This is a genomic window from Nocardia sp. NPDC051833 (assembly GCF_040681225.1).
Taxonomy (GTDB): Bacteria; Actinomycetota; Actinomycetes; order Mycobacteriales; family Mycobacteriaceae; genus Nocardia.
Genome location: NZ_JBFAYK010000001.1, coordinates 2,905,572 through 2,922,376, shown reverse-complemented (window position 1 = coordinate 2,922,376; position 16,805 = coordinate 2,905,572). Strand labels below are relative to the sequence as shown.

18 protein-coding genes, 1 tRNA gene and 1 other RNA gene are annotated in these 16,805 nt (G+C 68.8%); 10 read left to right on the top strand and 10 right to left on the bottom strand.

Features of this window, described 5'->3' with window-relative positions; genetic code table 11:
- Positions 1–124 precede the first annotated feature (124 nt).
- Entirely contained in the window at positions 125–841 is a 717-nt protein-coding gene (locus AB0L91_RS13250; RefSeq protein ID WP_365009708.1) for a hypothetical protein, read from the bottom strand.
- Between the two features lie 105 nt (positions 842–946).
- Entirely contained in the window at positions 947–1,525 is a 579-nt protein-coding gene (locus AB0L91_RS13245; protein WP_357345917.1) for an HhH-GPD-type base excision DNA repair protein, read from the bottom strand.
- Between the two features lie 79 nt (positions 1,526–1,604).
- Between AB0L91_RS13245 and AB0L91_RS13240 the strand changes: the two genes are divergently transcribed.
- Positions 1,605–2,411: a methyltransferase domain-containing protein gene (locus AB0L91_RS13240; protein WP_365009705.1), complete on the top strand. Its 807-nt coding sequence runs from the start codon at positions 1,605–1,607 to the stop codon at positions 2,409–2,411.
- Between the two features lie 41 nt (positions 2,412–2,452).
- Here AB0L91_RS13240 and AB0L91_RS13235 read toward each other — a convergent pair whose 3' ends face one another.
- Both AB0L91_RS13235 and ffs read right to left on the bottom strand, forming a co-directional pair.
- Entirely contained in the window at positions 2,453–3,745 is a 1,293-nt protein-coding gene (locus AB0L91_RS13235; RefSeq protein WP_365009702.1) for an aminotransferase class I/II-fold pyridoxal phosphate-dependent enzyme, read from the bottom strand.
- A gap of 168 nt (positions 3,746–3,913) precedes the next feature.
- Positions 3,914–4,008, bottom strand: an RNA gene (gene ffs, locus AB0L91_RS13230) — signal recognition particle sRNA small type.
- Between the two features lie 102 nt (positions 4,009–4,110).
- On the opposite strand from ffs, the gene AB0L91_RS13225 reads away from it, so the two are divergent.
- A complete protein-coding gene (locus AB0L91_RS13225; RefSeq protein ID WP_365009700.1) occupies positions 4,111–5,061 on the top strand; it encodes a hypothetical protein in 951 nt (316 codons plus the stop codon).
- Positions 5,062–5,063: 2 nt separating this feature from the next.
- Here AB0L91_RS13225 and AB0L91_RS13220 read toward each other — a convergent pair whose 3' ends face one another.
- Positions 5,064–5,615, bottom strand: coding sequence for a TetR/AcrR family transcriptional regulator (locus tag AB0L91_RS13220; protein WP_365009698.1), 552 nt, complete (start codon positions 5,613–5,615; stop codon positions 5,064–5,066).
- Between the two features lie 147 nt (positions 5,616–5,762).
- Here AB0L91_RS13220 and AB0L91_RS13215 point away from each other — a divergent pair.
- Both AB0L91_RS13215 and AB0L91_RS13210 read left to right on the top strand, forming a co-directional pair.
- Positions 5,763–5,850: transfer RNA gene (locus tag AB0L91_RS13215), tRNA-Ser, on the top strand.
- 258 nt (positions 5,851–6,108) lie between these two features.
- The gene (locus AB0L91_RS13210) at positions 6,109–6,528 is read left to right on the top strand and encodes a DUF5994 family protein (protein WP_355283976.1); all 420 of its coding nucleotides are present in this window, start codon (positions 6,109–6,111) and stop codon (positions 6,526–6,528) included.
- On the opposite strand, the gene AB0L91_RS13205 is transcribed toward AB0L91_RS13210, so the two are convergent.
- Positions 6,529–7,980: a threonine/serine exporter family protein gene (locus AB0L91_RS13205; RefSeq protein WP_355283979.1), complete on the bottom strand. Its 1,452-nt coding sequence runs from the start codon at positions 7,978–7,980 to the stop codon at positions 6,529–6,531.
- Positions 7,981–8,325: 345 nt separating this feature from the next.
- Between AB0L91_RS13205 and AB0L91_RS13200 the strand changes: the two genes are divergently transcribed.
- Together AB0L91_RS13200 and AB0L91_RS13195 are read left to right on the top strand one after the other, a co-directional pair.
- Entirely contained in the window at positions 8,326–8,970 is a 645-nt protein-coding gene (locus AB0L91_RS13200; RefSeq protein ID WP_355283981.1) for a helix-turn-helix transcriptional regulator, read from the top strand.
- 265 nt (positions 8,971–9,235) lie between these two features.
- Positions 9,236–9,706, top strand: coding sequence for a helix-turn-helix transcriptional regulator (locus tag AB0L91_RS13195; RefSeq protein ID WP_365009693.1), 471 nt, complete (start codon positions 9,236–9,238; stop codon positions 9,704–9,706).
- On the opposite strand, the gene AB0L91_RS13190 is transcribed toward AB0L91_RS13195, so the two are convergent.
- Entirely contained in the window at positions 9,703–11,154 is a 1,452-nt protein-coding gene (locus AB0L91_RS13190; protein ID WP_365009691.1) for a wax ester/triacylglycerol synthase domain-containing protein, read from the bottom strand. The genes AB0L91_RS13195 and AB0L91_RS13190 overlap by 4 nt on opposite strands.
- A gap of 87 nt (positions 11,155–11,241) precedes the next feature.
- Positions 11,242–11,451 (bottom strand): DUF397 domain-containing protein, encoded by a 210-nt coding sequence (locus AB0L91_RS13185; protein ID WP_189032254.1) that lies wholly within the window; start codon positions 11,449–11,451, stop codon positions 11,242–11,244.
- A 419-nt stretch (positions 11,452–11,870) separates the two neighbouring features.
- Here AB0L91_RS13185 and AB0L91_RS13180 point away from each other — a divergent pair, with 419 nt between their 5' ends.
- From AB0L91_RS13180 to AB0L91_RS13170, 3 genes are read left to right on the top strand one after another with little or no spacing between them, the layout of a single operon-like run.
- The gene (locus AB0L91_RS13180) at positions 11,871–12,359 is read left to right on the top strand and encodes a DUF309 domain-containing protein (protein WP_365009689.1); all 489 of its coding nucleotides are present in this window, start codon (positions 11,871–11,873) and stop codon (positions 12,357–12,359) included.
- Between the two features lie 9 nt (positions 12,360–12,368).
- Entirely contained in the window at positions 12,369–13,295 is a 927-nt protein-coding gene (gene gluQRS / locus AB0L91_RS13175) for a tRNA glutamyl-Q(34) synthetase GluQRS (RefSeq protein ID WP_365009686.1), read from the top strand.
- A gap of 43 nt (positions 13,296–13,338) precedes the next feature.
- Positions 13,339–14,025 (top strand): RDD family protein, encoded by a 687-nt coding sequence (locus AB0L91_RS13170; RefSeq protein WP_365009684.1) that lies wholly within the window; start codon positions 13,339–13,341, stop codon positions 14,023–14,025.
- A 70-nt stretch (positions 14,026–14,095) separates the two neighbouring features.
- Here AB0L91_RS13170 and AB0L91_RS13165 read toward each other — a convergent pair whose 3' ends face one another.
- On the bottom strand, positions 14,096–14,659 hold the full coding sequence (locus AB0L91_RS13165; protein ID WP_355283997.1) for a DUF4190 domain-containing protein: 564 nt from the start codon (positions 14,657–14,659) through the stop codon (positions 14,096–14,098).
- Positions 14,660–14,712: 53 nt separating this feature from the next.
- Here AB0L91_RS13165 and AB0L91_RS13160 point away from each other — a divergent pair, with 53 nt between their 5' ends.
- Entirely contained in the window at positions 14,713–15,495 is a 783-nt protein-coding gene (locus AB0L91_RS13160; protein WP_355284091.1) for a queuosine precursor transporter, read from the top strand.
- A gap of 33 nt (positions 15,496–15,528) precedes the next feature.
- Here the strand turns inward: AB0L91_RS13160 and tgt are convergent, their stop codons facing one another.
- A complete protein-coding gene (tgt, locus tag AB0L91_RS13155; protein ID WP_365009682.1) occupies positions 15,529–16,782 on the bottom strand; it encodes a tRNA guanosine(34) transglycosylase Tgt in 1,254 nt (417 codons plus the stop codon).
- Positions 16,783–16,805: the final 23 nt, after the last annotated feature.

Sequence of the window (16,805 nt, the reverse complement as noted above, 5' to 3'; positions counted from 1 at the left end):
GACGCACAGCATTTCCGCAGGTCAGAAGGCCGCGCGGGGCGCGCAAAGCCGATTCCGGTCTACCCGGGCAGACGGCAGAACCCCTCCGGAACCGTGGTTCCGGAGGGGTCGCTGAGCCGCGTGACTACTTGGCCGGCGAGGGGGCCGGAGTCGGGTACGGCTGGGTGATGGTGATGAAGTACTGGATCGCGGCACCGATCGCGACCGGGGCGGTCACGAAGATCTGACCCGCGATGACGCCCAGGGCACCGATCGTGGTGGCACCCACGACGCAACCCGCGATCGGGCCCGCGCCGAACAGCGCCAGCAGCACACCGGTCGCGACGAGGCCGGCACCGGCACCCGCGATGCAACCGACAGCAGCGCCACCGAGGCCACCGACCAGCGTGCCGATGGTGGCACCCAGGGAAATGGTCTGGGTCAGACGCGACCAGGCGGCCTGCTCACGCTCGTACTCGTTCTTCCAGGGAGCCTGGTTCTCGAACGGCAGGGCGACGGGCTTGTAGACGGCCTTGGAGGCGTCGTAGACCGGGCTCAGGGTGGCCTTGTTGCCCGAGATCTCGGCCGCGATGGGCAGCTCGAACTCGTCGAGGCGGAAGGTCAGCGGGGTACCCGCGACGGTGGTGCCGTTGGCGGCCTTGACCTTGAAGGCGCCGTCCTCGACGACGAGCGAGCCCGCATCGGTGGTGATGACAGCCTTCGAGTCTTCGACGACCTCGGCGGAGTAGTTGATCGGAGCGGCCTCTTCGTCCGGGGCCGGGGCCGCGTAGGAGGTGCCCGCAGCAACACCGGTCGCCATGGTCACGAGCGCCGCGACCACGGCGAGCTTCCTCATCTTCATAAAACTGCCAATCCCTCATCGGTTGTCGATCTGTTCGAGAAGCCAGCTTCGAGCAGACGACCACCGATGACGAGGGAAAAAAGCAGGCAGATCGTAACTAGGAATTCATCCGGCGGCTTTCGCGGCGGCTTTCGCCTGCTTCTTGAATTCCCTTACTTCGGCGAGGGTTTCGGCGTCGACGACATCGGCGACCGAGCGGCGCGAGCCCTCGTCGCCGTAAGATCCCGCGGCCTTTCGCCAGCCATTGGGATGTACGTCACGTTGCTTGCCGAGCAGCGCCAGGAAGATCTTGGCCTTCTGCGCGCCGAAGCCCGGCAGGTCCTGCAGCCTGCGCAGCACCTCCTTGCCGTCGGGATCGCCGCTGGTCCAGAGGTTGGCGGGGACACCGTCATAGTGCTCGATGACGTATTGGGCCAGCGCCTGCGCCCGGCGGGCCATCGAGCGGCCGTAGCGATGGATGGCGGGCGGGGTGGCGGCGAGCTCCTCGAATTCGGCCGGATCGGCCTCCGCGATCCGGCGCAGATCGAATCCGCCCATGCGCTCGGCGAGTTTGCGCGGCCCGCGAAACGCGTGCTCCATCGGATACTGCTGATCGAGCAGCATGCCGAGCAGCAACGCGAAATCATCGGTGCTGAGGAGTTCGTCGGCCTCGGCCTCCTGCGCGAGACACAGCGTTCGAGTCATACATTCATCGTGACACATTTCACTAGTAGCCTCTGGATCCATGCTCCCGAGGACTGCAGCTTCCACGATGGCGGTAAGTATGACCGACTACACCCCTCGCCCTGACCGCTTCGATCAAGCGGGCCAGGACCAACTGATCGACGCCCACGACCTGGAGGTCACCCAGCCCGGGATGCGCAGGCTACGCGCCTGGAGTCACGCCGCGCTGGCCCTGCAACCGGGCGAGAGCGCCCTCGACATCGGCTCCGGCACCGGCTCGGAGGTGTTCGTCTTCGCCGACGCCGTCGGCCCGACCGGCACCGCCGTCGGCGTCGAACCCGACCTCAACCTGCTCACCTCGGCCCAGCGCCGGGCCGGTGAGCGCGAGTCGACGGCGACCTTCGCCACCGGCGACGCCTACGGCCTGCCGTTCGGCAACGAGAGCTTCGACGCGGTGCTCTGCGAACGCGTCTTCCAGCATCTGACCGCGCCCGCCCGCGCCGCGGCCGAGATCGCCCGCGTGCTGCGGCCGGGTGGCCGCGCGGTGGTGGTCGACAGCGACTGGGCCACCTCGATCGTGCATCCGGGCGACCCGCAGGTGGTCGGCGCGGTGATCGACACCCTGATCTCCTCGACGACGAACCCGCTGTCCGGCCGCAGGCTGGCCGGGCTGCTCAGCGGCGCCGGACTGGTCGTCGACGAGATCGGCTCGCACGCGCTGGTGCAGGACCGCAGCGTCGGCGCCGGCGCGCTGGTCAGCCGGATCGCCGGGCTGGCAGTGCTGCGCGGGGTGATCACCGAGGCCGAGCACGCGCGGCTGCTCGCCGACCTGCAGGCGGGCGCCGATCGCGGTGACGTCCACGTCTCGGTGACGATGTTCGGCGTGCTGGTGCACAAGCCGAGCTGAGCCGAGGGCCGGGCGCGTCGGCACGCGCCCGGCCTCGTCGCTCAGTGCTCCGCGAGCAGCTTCTCCGTGGCCGCGAGCAGCACGCAGGTCGCCAGCCCGTCCATCGCCTTCTCCAGCTCCGGCAGCTGCGGGAAGGAGGGGGCGATGCGGATGTTCTTGTCGTCGGGGTCCTTGCCGTACGGGAAGGCCGAGCCGGCGGCGGTGAGGGCGATGCCCGCGTCCTTGGCCAGCGCGATCACCCGCGCGGCCGTGCCGTCGAGCACGTCGAGGCTGATGAAGTAGCCGCCCTTGGGTTCGGTCCAGGACGCCACCTTGGACGCGCCGAGCCGGTCCTCGAGGATCCGGCGCACCAGCGCGAACTTCGGCTCGAGCAGCCTGCGGTGCTTCTGCATGTGCTCGCGCACGCCCTCGGCGTCGGTGAAGAAGCGCAGGTGCCGCAGCTGGTTGAGCTTGTCGGGGCCGATGCTCTTCTTCGACGCGTGCCCGAGGTACCAGTCGAGGTTGGCCTTCGAAGCGCCGAAGAAGCTCACGCCGGCGCCGGCGAAGGTGATCTTGGAGGTGGAGGCGAACACCAGCGGGCGGTTCGGGTTGCCCGCCGCCGCGGCCATGCCGAGCACGTCGAGCACCGGCGCCGCGGTGTCGGTGAGCGGGTGCACCGCGTAGGCGTTGTCCCAGAACAGCCGGAAGTCCGGCGCGGCGGCCTTCATCGAGACCAGCTCGCGGACAACCTCTTCGGAGAAGACGGCGCCGGTCGGGTTGGCGTAGTTGGGCACCGCCCACAGGCCCTTGATCTGCGGGTCGTCGGCCAGCAGCGCCGCGATGGCCCTGGTGTCGGGGCCGTCGTTGTTCATCGGGACGGCGATCATCTCGATGCCGAGTGCCTCGGTGATCGCGAAGTGCCGGTCGTAGCCGGGGGCCGGGCACAGCCACTTGATCGTCTCCTCCGCAGCCCAGCGGCGCGGGGAGTCGGGAGTGCCGTAGAGCATCGCGAAGACGATGTTGTCGTGCATGAGCTCGAGGCTGGCGTTGTTGCCCGCGATCAGCTGCTCGACCGGGATGCCGAGCAGCTCACCGAAGATGGCGCGCAGCTCGGGCAGGCCGTTGAGGCCGCCGTAGTTGCGGCAGTCCACACCCGACCCGTCGCGGAAGTCGCCGTCGCCCGGGAGGGCGAGCAGCGACGCGGATAGGTCGAGTTGTTCCGGTGAGGGCTTACCTCGGGTGAGGTCCAGGGTGAGCTTCTCGGTCTGGAGCGTCGCGTAATTCGCGGTCTGGGACTCGTGCTCGGACACGAGTTCCGCGTGGCTCATCAAACCGATCTGCGTTTGCCGGGGCATCCTGGGCAGCCTTTCGAAGCAGCAAGGTGGGTGGTGCACGCTGCGCGTGCCGACACCCGCAACGTTACCCGGCGGTTGCTCGGAATCGGTGGGGTATCCGGGGCCGAATCAGGCTCGCACGCTGCGAAGGTGCGTAGGCGGATCGATCCGGCGGGGGTCCCCGAAAAATTAAGGGGACCCCGCGCACCCGGCAGAGCCCGTTGACCCTTGCTGCCTTCCGGCCCTGGGGGAGTTCACAGGATGCGCGCCGCGCGGGATCCGTCGGCCAGTGTAGCGGTTCGATGTGCCCCTCGCAGCGGGGGGTCGATACGATCGCGTCGAATCGACGGGGCTTGTCCCGTATCGAAACCGGAGGGGGCCGAACCATGACGAATTCCCAGCAGGGATCCGGCGATCAGCCTGGACAGTCCGATCCGACCGTGCACTGGTGGTCGACGCCGACGAACGCGGGCGCCGATCCCACGGTGTTCAATCCGGCCGCCGACCAGCCGCAGCCGGGGTACGGCCACCCGGCGCAGGGGCAGCCCGGCTACGGCCAGTACCCCTCCGTCCCGAGCGCGCCACAGGCCGGTTATCCACAGCAGCCCCCGCCCCCGTACGGCCCCGGCTACCAGCAGCCCGCCTACGGGATGCCGCCCCGGCCGTCCGGGAACAAGAACGGGCTGATCATCGCCGGTGTCGTCGGGCTGCTCGCGGTGGTCAGTATCGGTGTCGTCGGCGTCGCGGTCGCCACCCGCGACGACCCGTCCGACCCGCTGACCTCGATGGAGAACGACCGCAAGAAGAAGATGGAGGGCAACTACGCGATGACCTCCATCTCCAACGCCTGCTCGCTCATCGACCCGACGGTGCTGAAGAAGTGGTCCTCGGACCCCAAGGGCAGCCCGGAGCACAAGGAGACCCAGCCCACCAGCTCCACCGGCGGCAGGCTCTCGTGCACTGCGGACTACTCCAGCAAATCGCCGCGCAGCAAGTACCAGACCAACGACGCCGAGATCGACCTTGACGTCGAATTCAACGACGCCTACGGCGACCCCTCCTACACCCGGTGGAAGGAATACGACACCGGCACTTCGGGTTCGGGCCTCGCCTCGGGCCCGGTCACCGGGATCGGCTCGGAGGGCTACTGGAAATCCGAGACGCGCGACGTCGTCGGCCCGCGGCTGACCTACACCGTCGCCGTCGCCGACAGCAATGTCTCGGTGAAGGTGCAGATCACCCTTTCGCGGGCAGAGGGCGAGACCATCAATACCGACGAGGTCGCCACGGTCGCGAAAGCCCAGGCGCAGAAGGCGCTCACGGGGCTGAAGAAGTAGCGTCAGCGCGGCTCGAACAGCAGGTCGGCGGCGCGGGCCAGCACCTGGGTGCGGGTGCGGCCCTCGTGGTCGGCGGCCAGGAAGTGCCCGCCGATCACCGCGCAGAAGGCGAGCAGGCTGCGGGCCTCGACCTCGTCGGGGTCGGCGCAGAAGGCGCCGATCGTCTCGCGCAGCAGGTCCATTCGGCGATTGTCGACCCGGCGCAGTCGCGCGGCGACGTCGTCGTCGCGGCGGGCCCAGTCGCGGATCGCGAGGTCGATGGGCAGCAGCCGGTCGCTGGAGAAGGTGAGCACACCCGCCAGGCGGGCTTTGGCCTTCGGGTCGCCCGCCTGCTCGACCTGTTCGAGCACCTGGTCGACCGCCTCGCGCTCCCACTGCTCCAGCATCGCCACGAGCAGTGCGTCCCGATCGGCGAAGTAGCCGTAGAACCCGCCCTTGGTGACGCCGATGCGCTTGGCCAGCGCCTCGACCCGGACCGCGTCGACGCCGGCGGCGGCCAGCACGCTCAGCCCTTCCTCGACCCAGCGCTCCCGGGGAGTTCGCGCGGTACCCACGACGTGTTCCACCTCATATCGCCTCGGCCGGACCGCCGGATGAGCGGCCGGAGCAACCAGTGTACGGAGCCGTATAGTCTCCCGATCCACCCTGACCGACCCGACCCGTTTTTACACCGGGGCACCGGGACCGCTATGCTGCTCCACGGAGGATTCGCCTAGTGGCCTATGGCGCTCGCCTGGAACGCGGGTTGGGTTAACGCCCTCAGGGGTTCAAATCCCCTATCCTCCGCCACAGCAGGGCCCTGATCGGTTCGCCGGTCGGGGCCCTGTTCGTTTAATCGGTGGATCTGTCGGTGGGCTTCCGTAGAGTGAGCCCCGATGGTGCGGGAAACCCCCACCAACCCACCCGCCGGTGTCGCCGCCGTCCCAGATGTGTGCGTGCCGACACAGCGGAGTGGGTACCCATCCCCAGTGCCCGTCCGTAAACGGACGGCGTGCGCCGGTCGATTGTTCTTCGACGGCGCCCCAGACTTCAGGAAGAAAATTCGTAGTGACTACATCACCTGACACGAGCATCGGCCGCGACGCGTCCGGGCCGATCCGGCTGATGCTGCGTGAGCGACATGCCATCACGGGCCCGATCGACGGCGCCTGGTGGCCGCGCACCGACCAGCCGATGACCGAACTGCACCAGCTGGTGCAGGCCGTCTCGCCGCGGATCGGCAAGCTGGCCCGGCTCGGATTCGATTGGCATGCCACCGAATCCGAGGCGTCGGCCGAGCAGGCCTCGCGCATCATGCATCTGGTCGGCAGCAATGGCGCCGACCTCGCGCTGCTCGTCATCCCCGCCTCGACCGAGGCACCCGCGGCGCGCAGTCAGATGCGCTGGGCCGCGGGCAAACCGCGCGTCCAGGACCCCGCGCCCGCCGAGACGGCGGCCGACGGGCCGCGCACCCTCGTCCAGACCTGACTATCGATCGCTGGTGTAGGTCGGGTCGAAGTCGCGCGGCGCGCCACGGCGGCTCAGCAGGCGGTCGAACCATTCGCCCAGGATGACGCCCGCGGCCAGCGCGCACCCCACACCGAACGCGCCGAGGATCTGCCCGAACCCGAGCAGCGTCTCGTCCTCGAGCAGCGCGTACAGGCCGCGATACACCTTCAGACCCGGCAGCAGCGGCGTGATGCCCGCGACCGCGACGACCAGCGGCGGCGTGAGCGCGCGGCGGGCCATCAGACCACCGGCCAGGCCGATCAGCGTGGCCGCCATCCCGGAGGCGACGACCGGACCGAACCCGATGTCCTGGGCGACGAGGTAGGCCACGGTGCCCGCCGCGCCGCTCAGCCCGGCCGCGAACAGGGCCCGGCGTTCGGCGTAACAGGCCATCGCGAAGGCGATCGCGGCCACCGCGCCCGCGCTCAGTTTGATCGCCAGGAACTCGGTGTCGCGGCCCGCGCTGTCCGCGATCTCCGGCACCGCGATCCCGAGCATGGTCGAAACCCGCAGGGCCAGGCCGATACCCGCGACGATGCCGCCGGTCATCATCACCACTTCGAGCATGCGCGCGGCCGCCGTGATCGGCGCGCCGGTGATGGCGTCCTGCACCGAACCGACCAGCTGCTGCCCGGACAGCAGCACCGTGATGCCCGCGGCGACGATCAGCGCGGCGTCGGCCCGCCAGTGATCACTGATCGCGGCGAGCGCGATGGCGGGCGCGGCGGCGATGACACCACCGACCAGATGCTGGAAGAAGATCGGCAGGCCGAGCTGGTGCAGCGCCCGGTTGACCACGTCGATCAGCGCCGTGGTCGCGAAACTGATGACGGCGAGCAGCGCGCCGCCGCCGAGCAGCACCGCGATGGCCGCCGCCAGCAGGGACCAGCCCATCGTCGAGACCCAGCGCGGATACGGGTGCGCCCCGGAGACGATCTCGTCCAGCGCGGCGTGCGCCTGGTCGACCGGGACGACCTGGCTGCGAATCCGCCGGGTCAGCCGGTCGACCGCGGCCAGCCGGGTGAAGTCGAGCGAGCGGTACTTCACCACCCGCATATCGCTGGCCGGGGGCAGGCGCGGGCCGCGATCGGCCCAGATGCGGATGGCGTCGAAGGTGACGTCGATATCGCATTTGTCCAGGCCGTAGGTCGAGGCGATGAAGCGGACCTGCGCCGAGGTGTCGATGACACCGGTACCGGCGGCGAGTACCACCTCCCCCACCCGCACGGCGAGGTCGAGCACCTGCGACACCTCGGCGTCGTCGGTGAGGTCGATCGGCTGCAGCGGGGTGGGGGCGATGGTGATGTTGTCGGCCGTGGCGCGCTGCGAGGGCAGCACGAACGGGCGGCGCAGTCGCCACCATCGCGTGCGCGGCCCTGGACGGGCGGTGATCGTGTCGCCGTCGCCTTCCATTGCCGGGTCCGCACTCATACTCTCGACCGTAACGGCGTTCGAGGCCGGTTCGCCGTCTCGCAACGAGTTCGTCAACGTGTCGTTCGCCGCACGCGGCCGATCTCAGATGTCCTCGATCAGCCCCGTGCTGTAGGCCGTGGCCGCCAGGTGCTGGAGGCAGCGCGGACCGCAGCCGTCGTGCTGAGTCAGCACGAAACGAGCCTGCTGAAGCGAGAAGATGGGAGAATCGGCCACGCAGTCGGCATGCGCGGCGCGCCAGCGGTCTTCGCGACCACGGGTGGCGGCCCGCGATGTGGGCGGGTCTGGTGCGGATGTGTCCAGCAGGGTGTGACGGTAGGGGCCGGCGATGGAGGCGATGACTGTATGAACACCGGGACGGGGAAGGTGATCCAGGAGCGGCGGCGGTTGCTCGGGCTCTCGCAGCCCGCGCTCGCGACCGCGATCGGGGTGAGCTCGCGGCAGATCACCCGGTACGAATCGGAGGAACAGTCGCCGACGCTGCCGGTGGCGATCCGGCTGGCCGACGCGCTGCAGATCTCGCTCGCCGAGCTGGCGGGCATCGTCGACAACCGGATCGATCTGGCGGGCCGCTGGTGGGCAGCCTGGCAGAAAGCGGCGCACCACGGCGACGAGGTCGAGGTAACGCCGGTGACGATCCGGCACGAGGGCGACCACCTGCTCATCGACTCGGCCGCCGAACCCGCTGCGGCGCAGGACGACCCGGCCGCGCAGATGCGCGGCGAGATGCGGGTGTGGGACGGTGACGCGCTCACCGGCTGGGTCCGTGGCATGGATGTCGCGCGGCCGATCGGCACCATCTACTACTCGCTGCACCCCCAGGGCGCTCATGCGGTCGGCTCGTGGACGACGAAATCCGGCCCCGACGGTGTCGTCCGCGGCTGGAGCGCGCTGGCCAGGGAGAAGTCCGACGCCGAGAAGCTCCTGTCGGAACTGGTTCGCACCGACGGCACGGTCGAGTCGTGGCCGGGGAGTTCGCGCTCGGCCTGAAGCCGGCGCAGGATGTCGCCGACGGTCGGCCGCCCCGGCTCCACGGGTGGCAGCAGTAGCAGGTAGCGGGTCAGCGCTCCGAACACGAACAGGCCCACAGCAATCCACAGGTAGATGTCCATCTGTCCCCTCCGAACCAGTCGGTACTACGCGGGTGGCGCGGTATGGTGGTGTCGAAGCCACCGCAGCAAAGTATGGTCGTCGTCAAGACCTTTTGGACAGCAAAAAGCGTCTACAAACGTCTACAGTTCGCTACGGTGTGTCCATGTCCAGTCGGGGCGAGCAGGGGAACGACGAGATCACCGTCGTCGGGGCACGTTTGCGACAACTCCGCGAGGAAGCCGGACTATCCCTGACCGCGCTGGCCACCCGCGTCCCGTACAGCCGGGCGGCCCTCGGCCACTACGAAACCGGCACGCGCGCAGCGTCATCCGAGGTGATCGACTGGTACGAGCGAGTGCACGCCCAAGCGGCACCCGCGCTCCCCGGCACCCGGCGCCGCGACCCACGCGCCGCCGACACCGCGCTGGCCCGCGCCATCGCGGCCGGTCGCGGCACCACCCGCCCGCTCATCGAGATCGACCGACCACACCGGGGCGACAACGGAACCGGCTTCTTCTGCCCCTTCCGCATCGACGGCCTGATCGAAGGCGAAGCCGCGGGCACCGACGCCGCCACCGCACTGCACTCGGCCCTGCGGGCCATCGGTGTCGAGCTGGACCGCGAGCGCGACTAGCCGCGCTCGTTCGCGCGGTGCGCCGCGACCACCACGTCCAGCGAGTCGGCGAGCAGGGCGAGATACCGGTCCGGATCAGGCAGCACTCGCACATCCGAATGCACCGACAGCGCGATGGTTTCGCCGATACCGTGCACGCCGTGGGTCAGGTGCATGACGGCGCCGAGAGCGGGGAAGCCGCCGGTGAACAGGACAGGGGCGCCGGCGAAGGTGAGGTCGGCGTCGCCGCGGTAGACGCTGGAGACCACGGTGTTGCCGTCCAGGGCCGCCGGCACACTGTCCAGATCGGCCATGGCGACATCGCGGGCGGCGAAGACGGCCGGGACGGTCGCGCCGACCCGATCCTGGACGGCGAGTAGTGGATTCAGCGCGCGTTCCCGGCGGGTCGCGAGGTCGGCGGCGATCAGACCGGCTCGGACGGCCAGATCGGGTTCGTCGATGTGCAGGTCGATCGACAGGCCGCGGTAGTGGTTGCGGGCCGCGCCGCCGCCGGGCAGCGCCATCGGCAGGGCGGTGCCGAGGCGGTCGGAGTGCTCGCCGCGCTCGGCGAGGTAGGCGGCGAGCGCGCGGGAAACCGCCGTCAGGGCAACGACTGTCACGGTACGGCCGGGGACCCGGATCCGCGTCGCGTCGACGACGAGCATGCGGACCCGATGGTCGAACACCCCGACGGGAGCGCTCGGATTCAGCGGGTTCGGCGCGAAACCGGCGGTCGGCGCCGGTACCGCGCCCGCCGCGGTGCGGTCGGTGAGTTCGCGCTGGGCCAGTTGCGCCGCGCGTCCCCGGCGAGCGGTGGTCACCAGCTGCCGGGGAAACCGCAGCACCCCAGTCACTCTCGGACCTGCGGCCCGGATGCTCCATGCACAGACTTGTCCCCAGTAGTCCACAGGCCGGGTGCGAGTTTTCACAGGCGCGACCGGGCGATCTTCCGAGTTGTCCACAGGCACACCGGGAGAGCTGGGGATAACTTCGGCCACCGGCGACGGGGCGAACAGTGCGCGCGCGAGAGCCGCCGCCCTGGTGCCGTCGGCCAGGGCGTGCGACACCTGCAGCACGACGACGAGCACGGGCCCCGACGCCGCGGGCGCGTCCAGGACGGCGCGGAAAACGTGGATACGCCAAGGACTTTCGGTGCCGTCGACGCCGGTACCCAGCAGTTCGCCGACACGGTCGAGCAGTGCGGGCCACCGGAGTCCATTGGGACGGTGGTGCACGAATTGCTGGGACGTGAATTCGGCGGGCTCCCACCGCGGATAGTCGAGGTTGCCCGGAATCTCCCGAATCCGGATCCGCAGATCCGGAATGCGCGCCGAACGGTCGGCGATGAAATCGCGGAGTTCTTCTGCGCTGCTGTCGTTTTCGGCGAAACAGTAGAGCAGGAACACATCATTGGCGCCGCGGCGCGACAGCCAGTACATCGTCGCGTCGCGCGCGGCCATCGTGGTCATCCGGCCACGATAGGCCACACCACTGAGAAGGCCCCGAGTCCTACCGACCCGGGGCCCGTGCTGCCTTCTCGAGGCGCATGGCGCGGCTCAGCCGCGCGCGAACTCTCCCGCGGTGACGTCGGCTAAGAACGCGCGCCACTCTCCCGGTCCGAAGGCCAGCACGGGACCGCGACCGCGATCCTTGGTGTCGCGGACCGCGACATCGCCGCCGGCGAGAAAGGCCACTTCCACGCAGTTCCCATCGGGTCCGCTGTAGGTGCTCTTCCGCCACACAGCGTCCGTCACATCAACTTCCACGGCACTTACTCCTTTGCATGATCGAGAACGGGATTACTCCAGGAATCGTTGCAACATTCCGATATCCGGTGCGATCGACGAGTTACTTCGTGGCACACAGAGCACTGCCACACGGTGCGCGCAACCGACCGGCACGAACCAGCGCATCGAGGCGTTTCCGCCTCCGGGGGCTGCCCCCGCGGAAGAAACACTAGCAGGTCTTCCGCAAGTTTGCGGATGAGAATTTGCTTTCTCATATGGGTTTGCCAAGCTTGCGAAGCTTCACGTTTGCGGGAGCATTGCCGGACCCGGGTACCCATTCCCGGACCGGCTGACGCATCAAGTTTTACATCCGTGTGATTAGTCCGTGATACGTCAATTTCTCGACTGTCTCAGCCGCCTCGCGAGCACCACCGACGGCGTCAGAGGATCATGGGGTGATGATCTCCCGTGACCGCGATGCCGCAGGTCGTGCCCGCAACGACCGCCCCAGGGACCGACTCGGCAGGCCGCTGCCCCCCGGCAGTGCCGGAGTCGCCCGAATTCCGGACGACCTCGAGCTGGCACCCCAGCAAACTCTCACCTTCGCTCAGCAACTGCTGGACGACGGTTTGGCATTCAATGCCCACGAGGTATTGGAGGCGGCGTGGAAGAACGGACCGGTAGCCGAGCGGATGCTCTGGCAGGGGCTGGCGCAATACGCCGTCGGCATCACCCACATCCAGCGTGGAAACGCCAAGGGCGCGGGTACTCTGCTGCGCCGCGCGAGCGAGCGGCTCGGGGCCTACCCGGCGAATGCTCAGCAGCACGATGTCGACCGGACCGGGCTGATCGCCCACGCGGCCGTGCTGCTCGCCGCGCTGGACGCGGGCGACCCGATCGCCGAGGAGCAGCTGCGACCGCGGCTGTGCCACGCGTCGGCCACCTAGGATGGTGCGGTGCCAACCAGCCCCTCCACCGGCGCGGGCCGGTACGCCCCGAGCCCCTCGGGTGAACTGCACCTGGGCAATCTGCGCACCGCGATCCTGGCCTGGCTCTTCGCCCGCACGACCGGACGCGACTTCCTGCTCCGGATCGACGATCTCGACCGGGTCCGCCCCGGCGCCGCCGAACGCCAGCTCGACGACCTCGCCGCGATCGGCATCGATTGGGACGGCCCCGTGGTGCGCCAATCCGACCGGCTCGCGCTCTACGACCGCGCCATCGCCGAACTCGCCGCCGCCGGGCGCACCTATGAATGTTTCTGCACCCGCAGGGAGATCCAGCAGGCCGCGACAGCGCCGCACGGACCGATGGGCGCCTACCCGGGGACCTGCCGACACCTGAGCGACGCCGAGCGCGCGGCCAAGCGCGCCGAAGGACGGCCTGCCGCACTGCGATTGCGCGCCGACATCGACGACTACCCGATCACCGATCTACTGCACGGCGAATACCGTGGCGCCGTCGACGATCTGGTGCTGCGCCGGGGCGACGGTATCCCCGCCTACAACCTCACGGTCGTCGTCGACGACGCGGATCAGGGCGTCGACCAGGTGGTCCGCGGGGACGACCTGCTGCCGTCCACCCCGCGCCAGGCTTACCTCGCGGAACTGCTCGGGTTGGCCCCGCAGCAATACGCGCATGTCCCGCTGGTGCTCAACGCCGAGGGCAAGCGGCTGGCCAAACGTGACGGTGCCGTGAGTCTTTCGGATCAGCGCGCCCTGGGCAACACGCCCGAGGATGTGGTGGCGGCCATCGCCGATTCCCTCGGATACGACGCGCGGACAACAACCGAGCTCCGTGAAGTTTTCGACCCGGCGCGGATACCGGCAAAACCGTGGATACTCGAGCCTATCGGGTTGTTCCGACCAGAGGGATGTCCGTAACGTACGCATCGACCGATCTCCTGATCACGACGAGGACGAATTTATGACCAGCGGTGGTTACGACCCCAACCAGTACCCGCAGGGCGGTCAGCCCGGCGGCTACGGCCAGGACCCCTACGGCCAGCAGCAGCCGGGTTACGGCCAGCAGCAGCCGGGATACGGGCAGCAGCAGCCGTACGGGCAGCCCCAGCCCGGTTACGGCCAGGACCCCTACGGCCAGCAGCAGCCGGCCTACGGCCAGGACCCGTACGGCCAGCAGGCCTACCCGGGCGGGCAGGGCGGCTACGGCCAGCAGGGTTACGGCGGCGTGCAGCCCGCCGATCTGGGCGTCCGGATCGGCGCGCGCGTCATCGACAACCTGATCGTCAGCCTCCCGCTCGCGATCGTGCTGGCGCTGGTGTTCAGCGGCAGCACCTACCAGTTCATCGGCGGCGCCGTCATCTCGCTGGCGGTCTACGGCTACTTCATCGCCATGGAAGTCACCCAGGGCACCTCGCTCGGCAAGAAGATGCTGGGCCTGCGGGTCGTCGCCCCCGGTGGCGCGCCGAACCTGACCCCGGAGCAGTCGGCCAAGCGCAACCTGTTCCAGATCGTCGGCCTGATCCCGTGCGTCGGTGGCCTGATCAGCCTTGGCCTGGCGATCTACATCATGGTCACCATCTCCCAGGACCCGAACAAGCAGGGCTGGCACGACAAGTTCGCCGGCGGCACGCAGGTCGTCAAGGGCTGATTTCCCGGCTGACCACAAACGTCAGGGGCGCTTCCGAATCCGGAAGCGCCCCTGATCGTTTCTGCGGAAGTCAGTACGACGAGGAGGAATCCAACCCGCCCGCTACCCCGAGCACGATGACGAACACCACGTACAGCAGGCCGAGCACGAGCGTGATCGCACCGATCCAGATGCCGGCCAGCGCCATGCCGCGGCCTTCACCGCCGCGCTCCTTGATCTGGTTGAGCGCCATCACCCCGAGCACGATGCCCACGATCGAGCCGATGCAGGTGCACAGGCCGACCAGCGAGGAGACCAGCGCGCCGATCGCCAGGCCGTTGGTGCCCTGCGGCTGCGGGAACCCGCCGTAGGGCTGGTACCCACCCGCGGCGGGGTAGGCACCGTAGCCGGGCTGCTGCGGCGGCGGCTGCTGCGGGTACTGCGGCGCCGACGGCTGCTGGTAGTTGGGGTACTGCGGCTGCGACGGCGGAGGGGCGGGCTGCTGCGGGTACTGCGGCGCCGACGGGTAGCTGGGGGGCTGCGACGGCTGCGCGGACGGGTACTGCGGCACCGAGCCCGGCGCGCCGGACTCCGGCGACACGCCGGAGCCGCCGTACTGCTTCCACCATTCGTCGGAATCGCCGGGATTCGTCATTGGTACAGCGTATTCCACAACCGACGCCCGTGAGGTACCGCGACCTTGGTTGGATAGGAGCCGTGACTGATGCAAACACTCTCGACCAACCTGCCGAATCTGGGCACCCCGCGCCGGACCACGCGGCATTCGCCCAGGTTGCGCGGGGGTTCTACCCGGTAATCGTCGCCGTGTTCACGGCGACACTGATCATCTCCAACATCTGCGCCACCAAGGGCGTCGAATTCTTCGCCGACAAATCGGTGATGCTCGGCCCGCTGCAGATCCTGCCGATCGCGACCGACGGCGCCTTCTTCCTGTTCCCCCTCGCCTACATCCTGGGTGACGTGCTCAGCGAGGTGTACGGCTTCCGTGCCACCCGCCACGCCATCTACACCGGTTTCGGCGCACTGCTGCTCACCGTCGCGTGCTTCGCGATCGCGATCCGGCTGCCCGCCGCCGGCTTCTACGAGAACCAGGAAGCGTTCCGGACGGTCCTCGGCACCACCCCGCAGCTCGTGCTCGCCGGCCTGGCCGGCTACTTCGTCGGTCAGCTGCTGAACTCGGCCACCCTGGTGATGATCAAGGAACGCACCAAGGAAAAGCACCTGTGGGCGCGGCTGCTCGGCTCCACGGTGATCGGCGAGTTCGCCGACACGCTGATCTTCTGCTCGATCGCCGCCACCGCTATCGGCATCGACAGCTGGCAGTCGTTCGTCAACTACGTGATCGTCGGCTTCCTGTGGAAGACGCTGGTCGAGATCCTCGTCATGCCGATCACCTACCGCGTGATCGCGATCCTCAAGAAGACCGAACCGACCTACGCTCCGGCGAAGGTCGACGCCCTGCACGACTAGGCGGCAGGCGGCGGATCGGTCTCCGGTCCGCCGCTACGCCTCCGGAGCCTTGATCCGCCCCTGCCACTGGCCCAGGAACTCGGTCTTGAACTCGTCGAAATAGCCGCCCTCGATGCTGGCGCGGATGCGGTCGACCAGCCGCACGGTGAACCGCTCGTTGTGGATCGTGCAGAGCGTCGCCGAGAGCATCTCCTTGGCCTTGAACAGGTGGTGCAGGTAGGCGCGGGTGTAGTGGGCGCAGGTGTAGCAGTCGCAGTTCTCGTCGATCGGGGTGAAATCGCGGCGGAAGCGGCTGGTGTTGATGTTGAACCGGCCCCGGTCGACGTAGATCGCCGCGTTGCGCGCCACCCGCGACGGGTTCACGCAGTCGAAGGTGTCGGCGCCGTTCTCGATGGCGACGAACATGTCCTCGGGTTCGCTGATGCCGAGCATGTGCCGCGGCTTGTGCTCGGGCAGCTCGTCACAGCACCAGCCGACGATGGTGCCGAGATTGTGCTTCTCCAGCGCGCCGCCGATGCCGTAGCCGTCGAATTCCGTTCCGCCGGCCCCGCGGATCTCCTCGAGCTCGCGACAGGCCTTGCGGCGCAGGTCTTCGTACTGCGCGCCCTGGATCACCGCGAACAGCGCCTGATAGGGCCGGTGCCCGCGCTCGCCGGTGAGCTTCTCGTGCTCATCGATGCAGCGCTGCGCCCACTCGTGCGTGCGCTGGAGCGATTTCTCCTGGTAGCCACGGGTGTTCAGCAGGGTGGTCAGCTCGTCGAAGGCGAACATGATGTCGGCGCCGAGCTGGTGCTGAATGCCCATCGACACCTCGGGGGTGAAACGGTGCTTGGAGCCGTCGAGGTGCGAGCGGAAGGTGACGCCGTCGTCGTCGACGGTGGCCAGCCGTTCCTTGCCCTCGGCGATCACCTCGTCGGAGCGGATGTCGACCGCTTCCATCGCGAGCACCTTCTTGAACCCGACGCCCAGCGACATCACCTGGAAACCGCCGCTGTCGGTGAAGGTGGGGCCCGGCCAGTTCATGAAGGTGCCGAGACCGCCCGCCTCGTCGACGATGTCGGCACCGGGCTGCAGGTACAGGTGGTAGGCGTTGGCGAGCAGTGCCTGCGCGCCGAGATCCTTCATCGTCTCCGGCAGCACCGCCTTCACCGACGCCTTGGTGCCCACCGGGATGAAGGCGGGCGTGGCGATCTCGCCGTGCGGGGTACCGATGACGCCGGTACGGCCGTGCCGCCCGCCGTCGAGACGGGTGCCTACGGTGAAGGAGAACTCGCTGGGATCGGCCACCAGCCCATCGTGCCAGCACGGCC

Excerpts from the sequence above, each read along its gene's own strand:
- AB0L91_RS13250 (WP_365009708.1), bottom strand. The coding sequence starts at position 841 with ATGAAGATGAGGAAGCTCGCCGTGGTCGCGGCGCTCGTGACCATGGCG.
- AB0L91_RS13170 (WP_365009684.1), top strand. The coding sequence starts at position 13,339 with ATGACCAGCGGTGGTTACGACCCCAACCAGTACCCGCAGGGCGGTCAG.
- AB0L91_RS13225 (WP_365009700.1), top strand. The coding sequence starts at position 4,111 with ATGACGAATTCCCAGCAGGGATCCGGCGATCAGCCTGGACAGTCCGAT.
- AB0L91_RS13235 (WP_365009702.1), bottom strand. The coding sequence starts at position 3,745 with ATGCCCCGGCAAACGCAGATCGGTTTGATGAGCCACGCGGAACTCGTG.
- AB0L91_RS13195 (WP_365009693.1), top strand. The coding sequence starts at position 9,236 with ATGTCCAGTCGGGGCGAGCAGGGGAACGACGAGATCACCGTCGTCGGG.
- AB0L91_RS13240 (WP_365009705.1), top strand. The coding sequence starts at position 1,605 with ATGACCGACTACACCCCTCGCCCTGACCGCTTCGATCAAGCGGGCCAG.
- AB0L91_RS13205 (WP_355283979.1), bottom strand. The coding sequence starts at position 7,980 with ATGAGTGCGGACCCGGCAATGGAAGGCGACGGCGACACGATCACCGCC.
- AB0L91_RS13165 (WP_355283997.1), bottom strand. The coding sequence starts at position 14,659 with ATGACGAATCCCGGCGATTCCGACGAATGGTGGAAGCAGTACGGCGGC.
- AB0L91_RS13200 (WP_355283981.1), top strand. The coding sequence starts at position 8,326 with ATGAACACCGGGACGGGGAAGGTGATCCAGGAGCGGCGGCGGTTGCTC.
- AB0L91_RS13245 (WP_357345917.1), bottom strand. The coding sequence starts at position 1,525 with ATGACTCGAACGCTGTGTCTCGCGCAGGAGGCCGAGGCCGACGAACTC.
- AB0L91_RS13180 (WP_365009689.1), top strand. The coding sequence starts at position 11,871 with ATGATCTCCCGTGACCGCGATGCCGCAGGTCGTGCCCGCAACGACCGC.
- AB0L91_RS13190 (WP_365009691.1), bottom strand. The coding sequence starts at position 11,154 with ATGACCACGATGGCCGCGCGCGACGCGACGATGTACTGGCTGTCGCGC.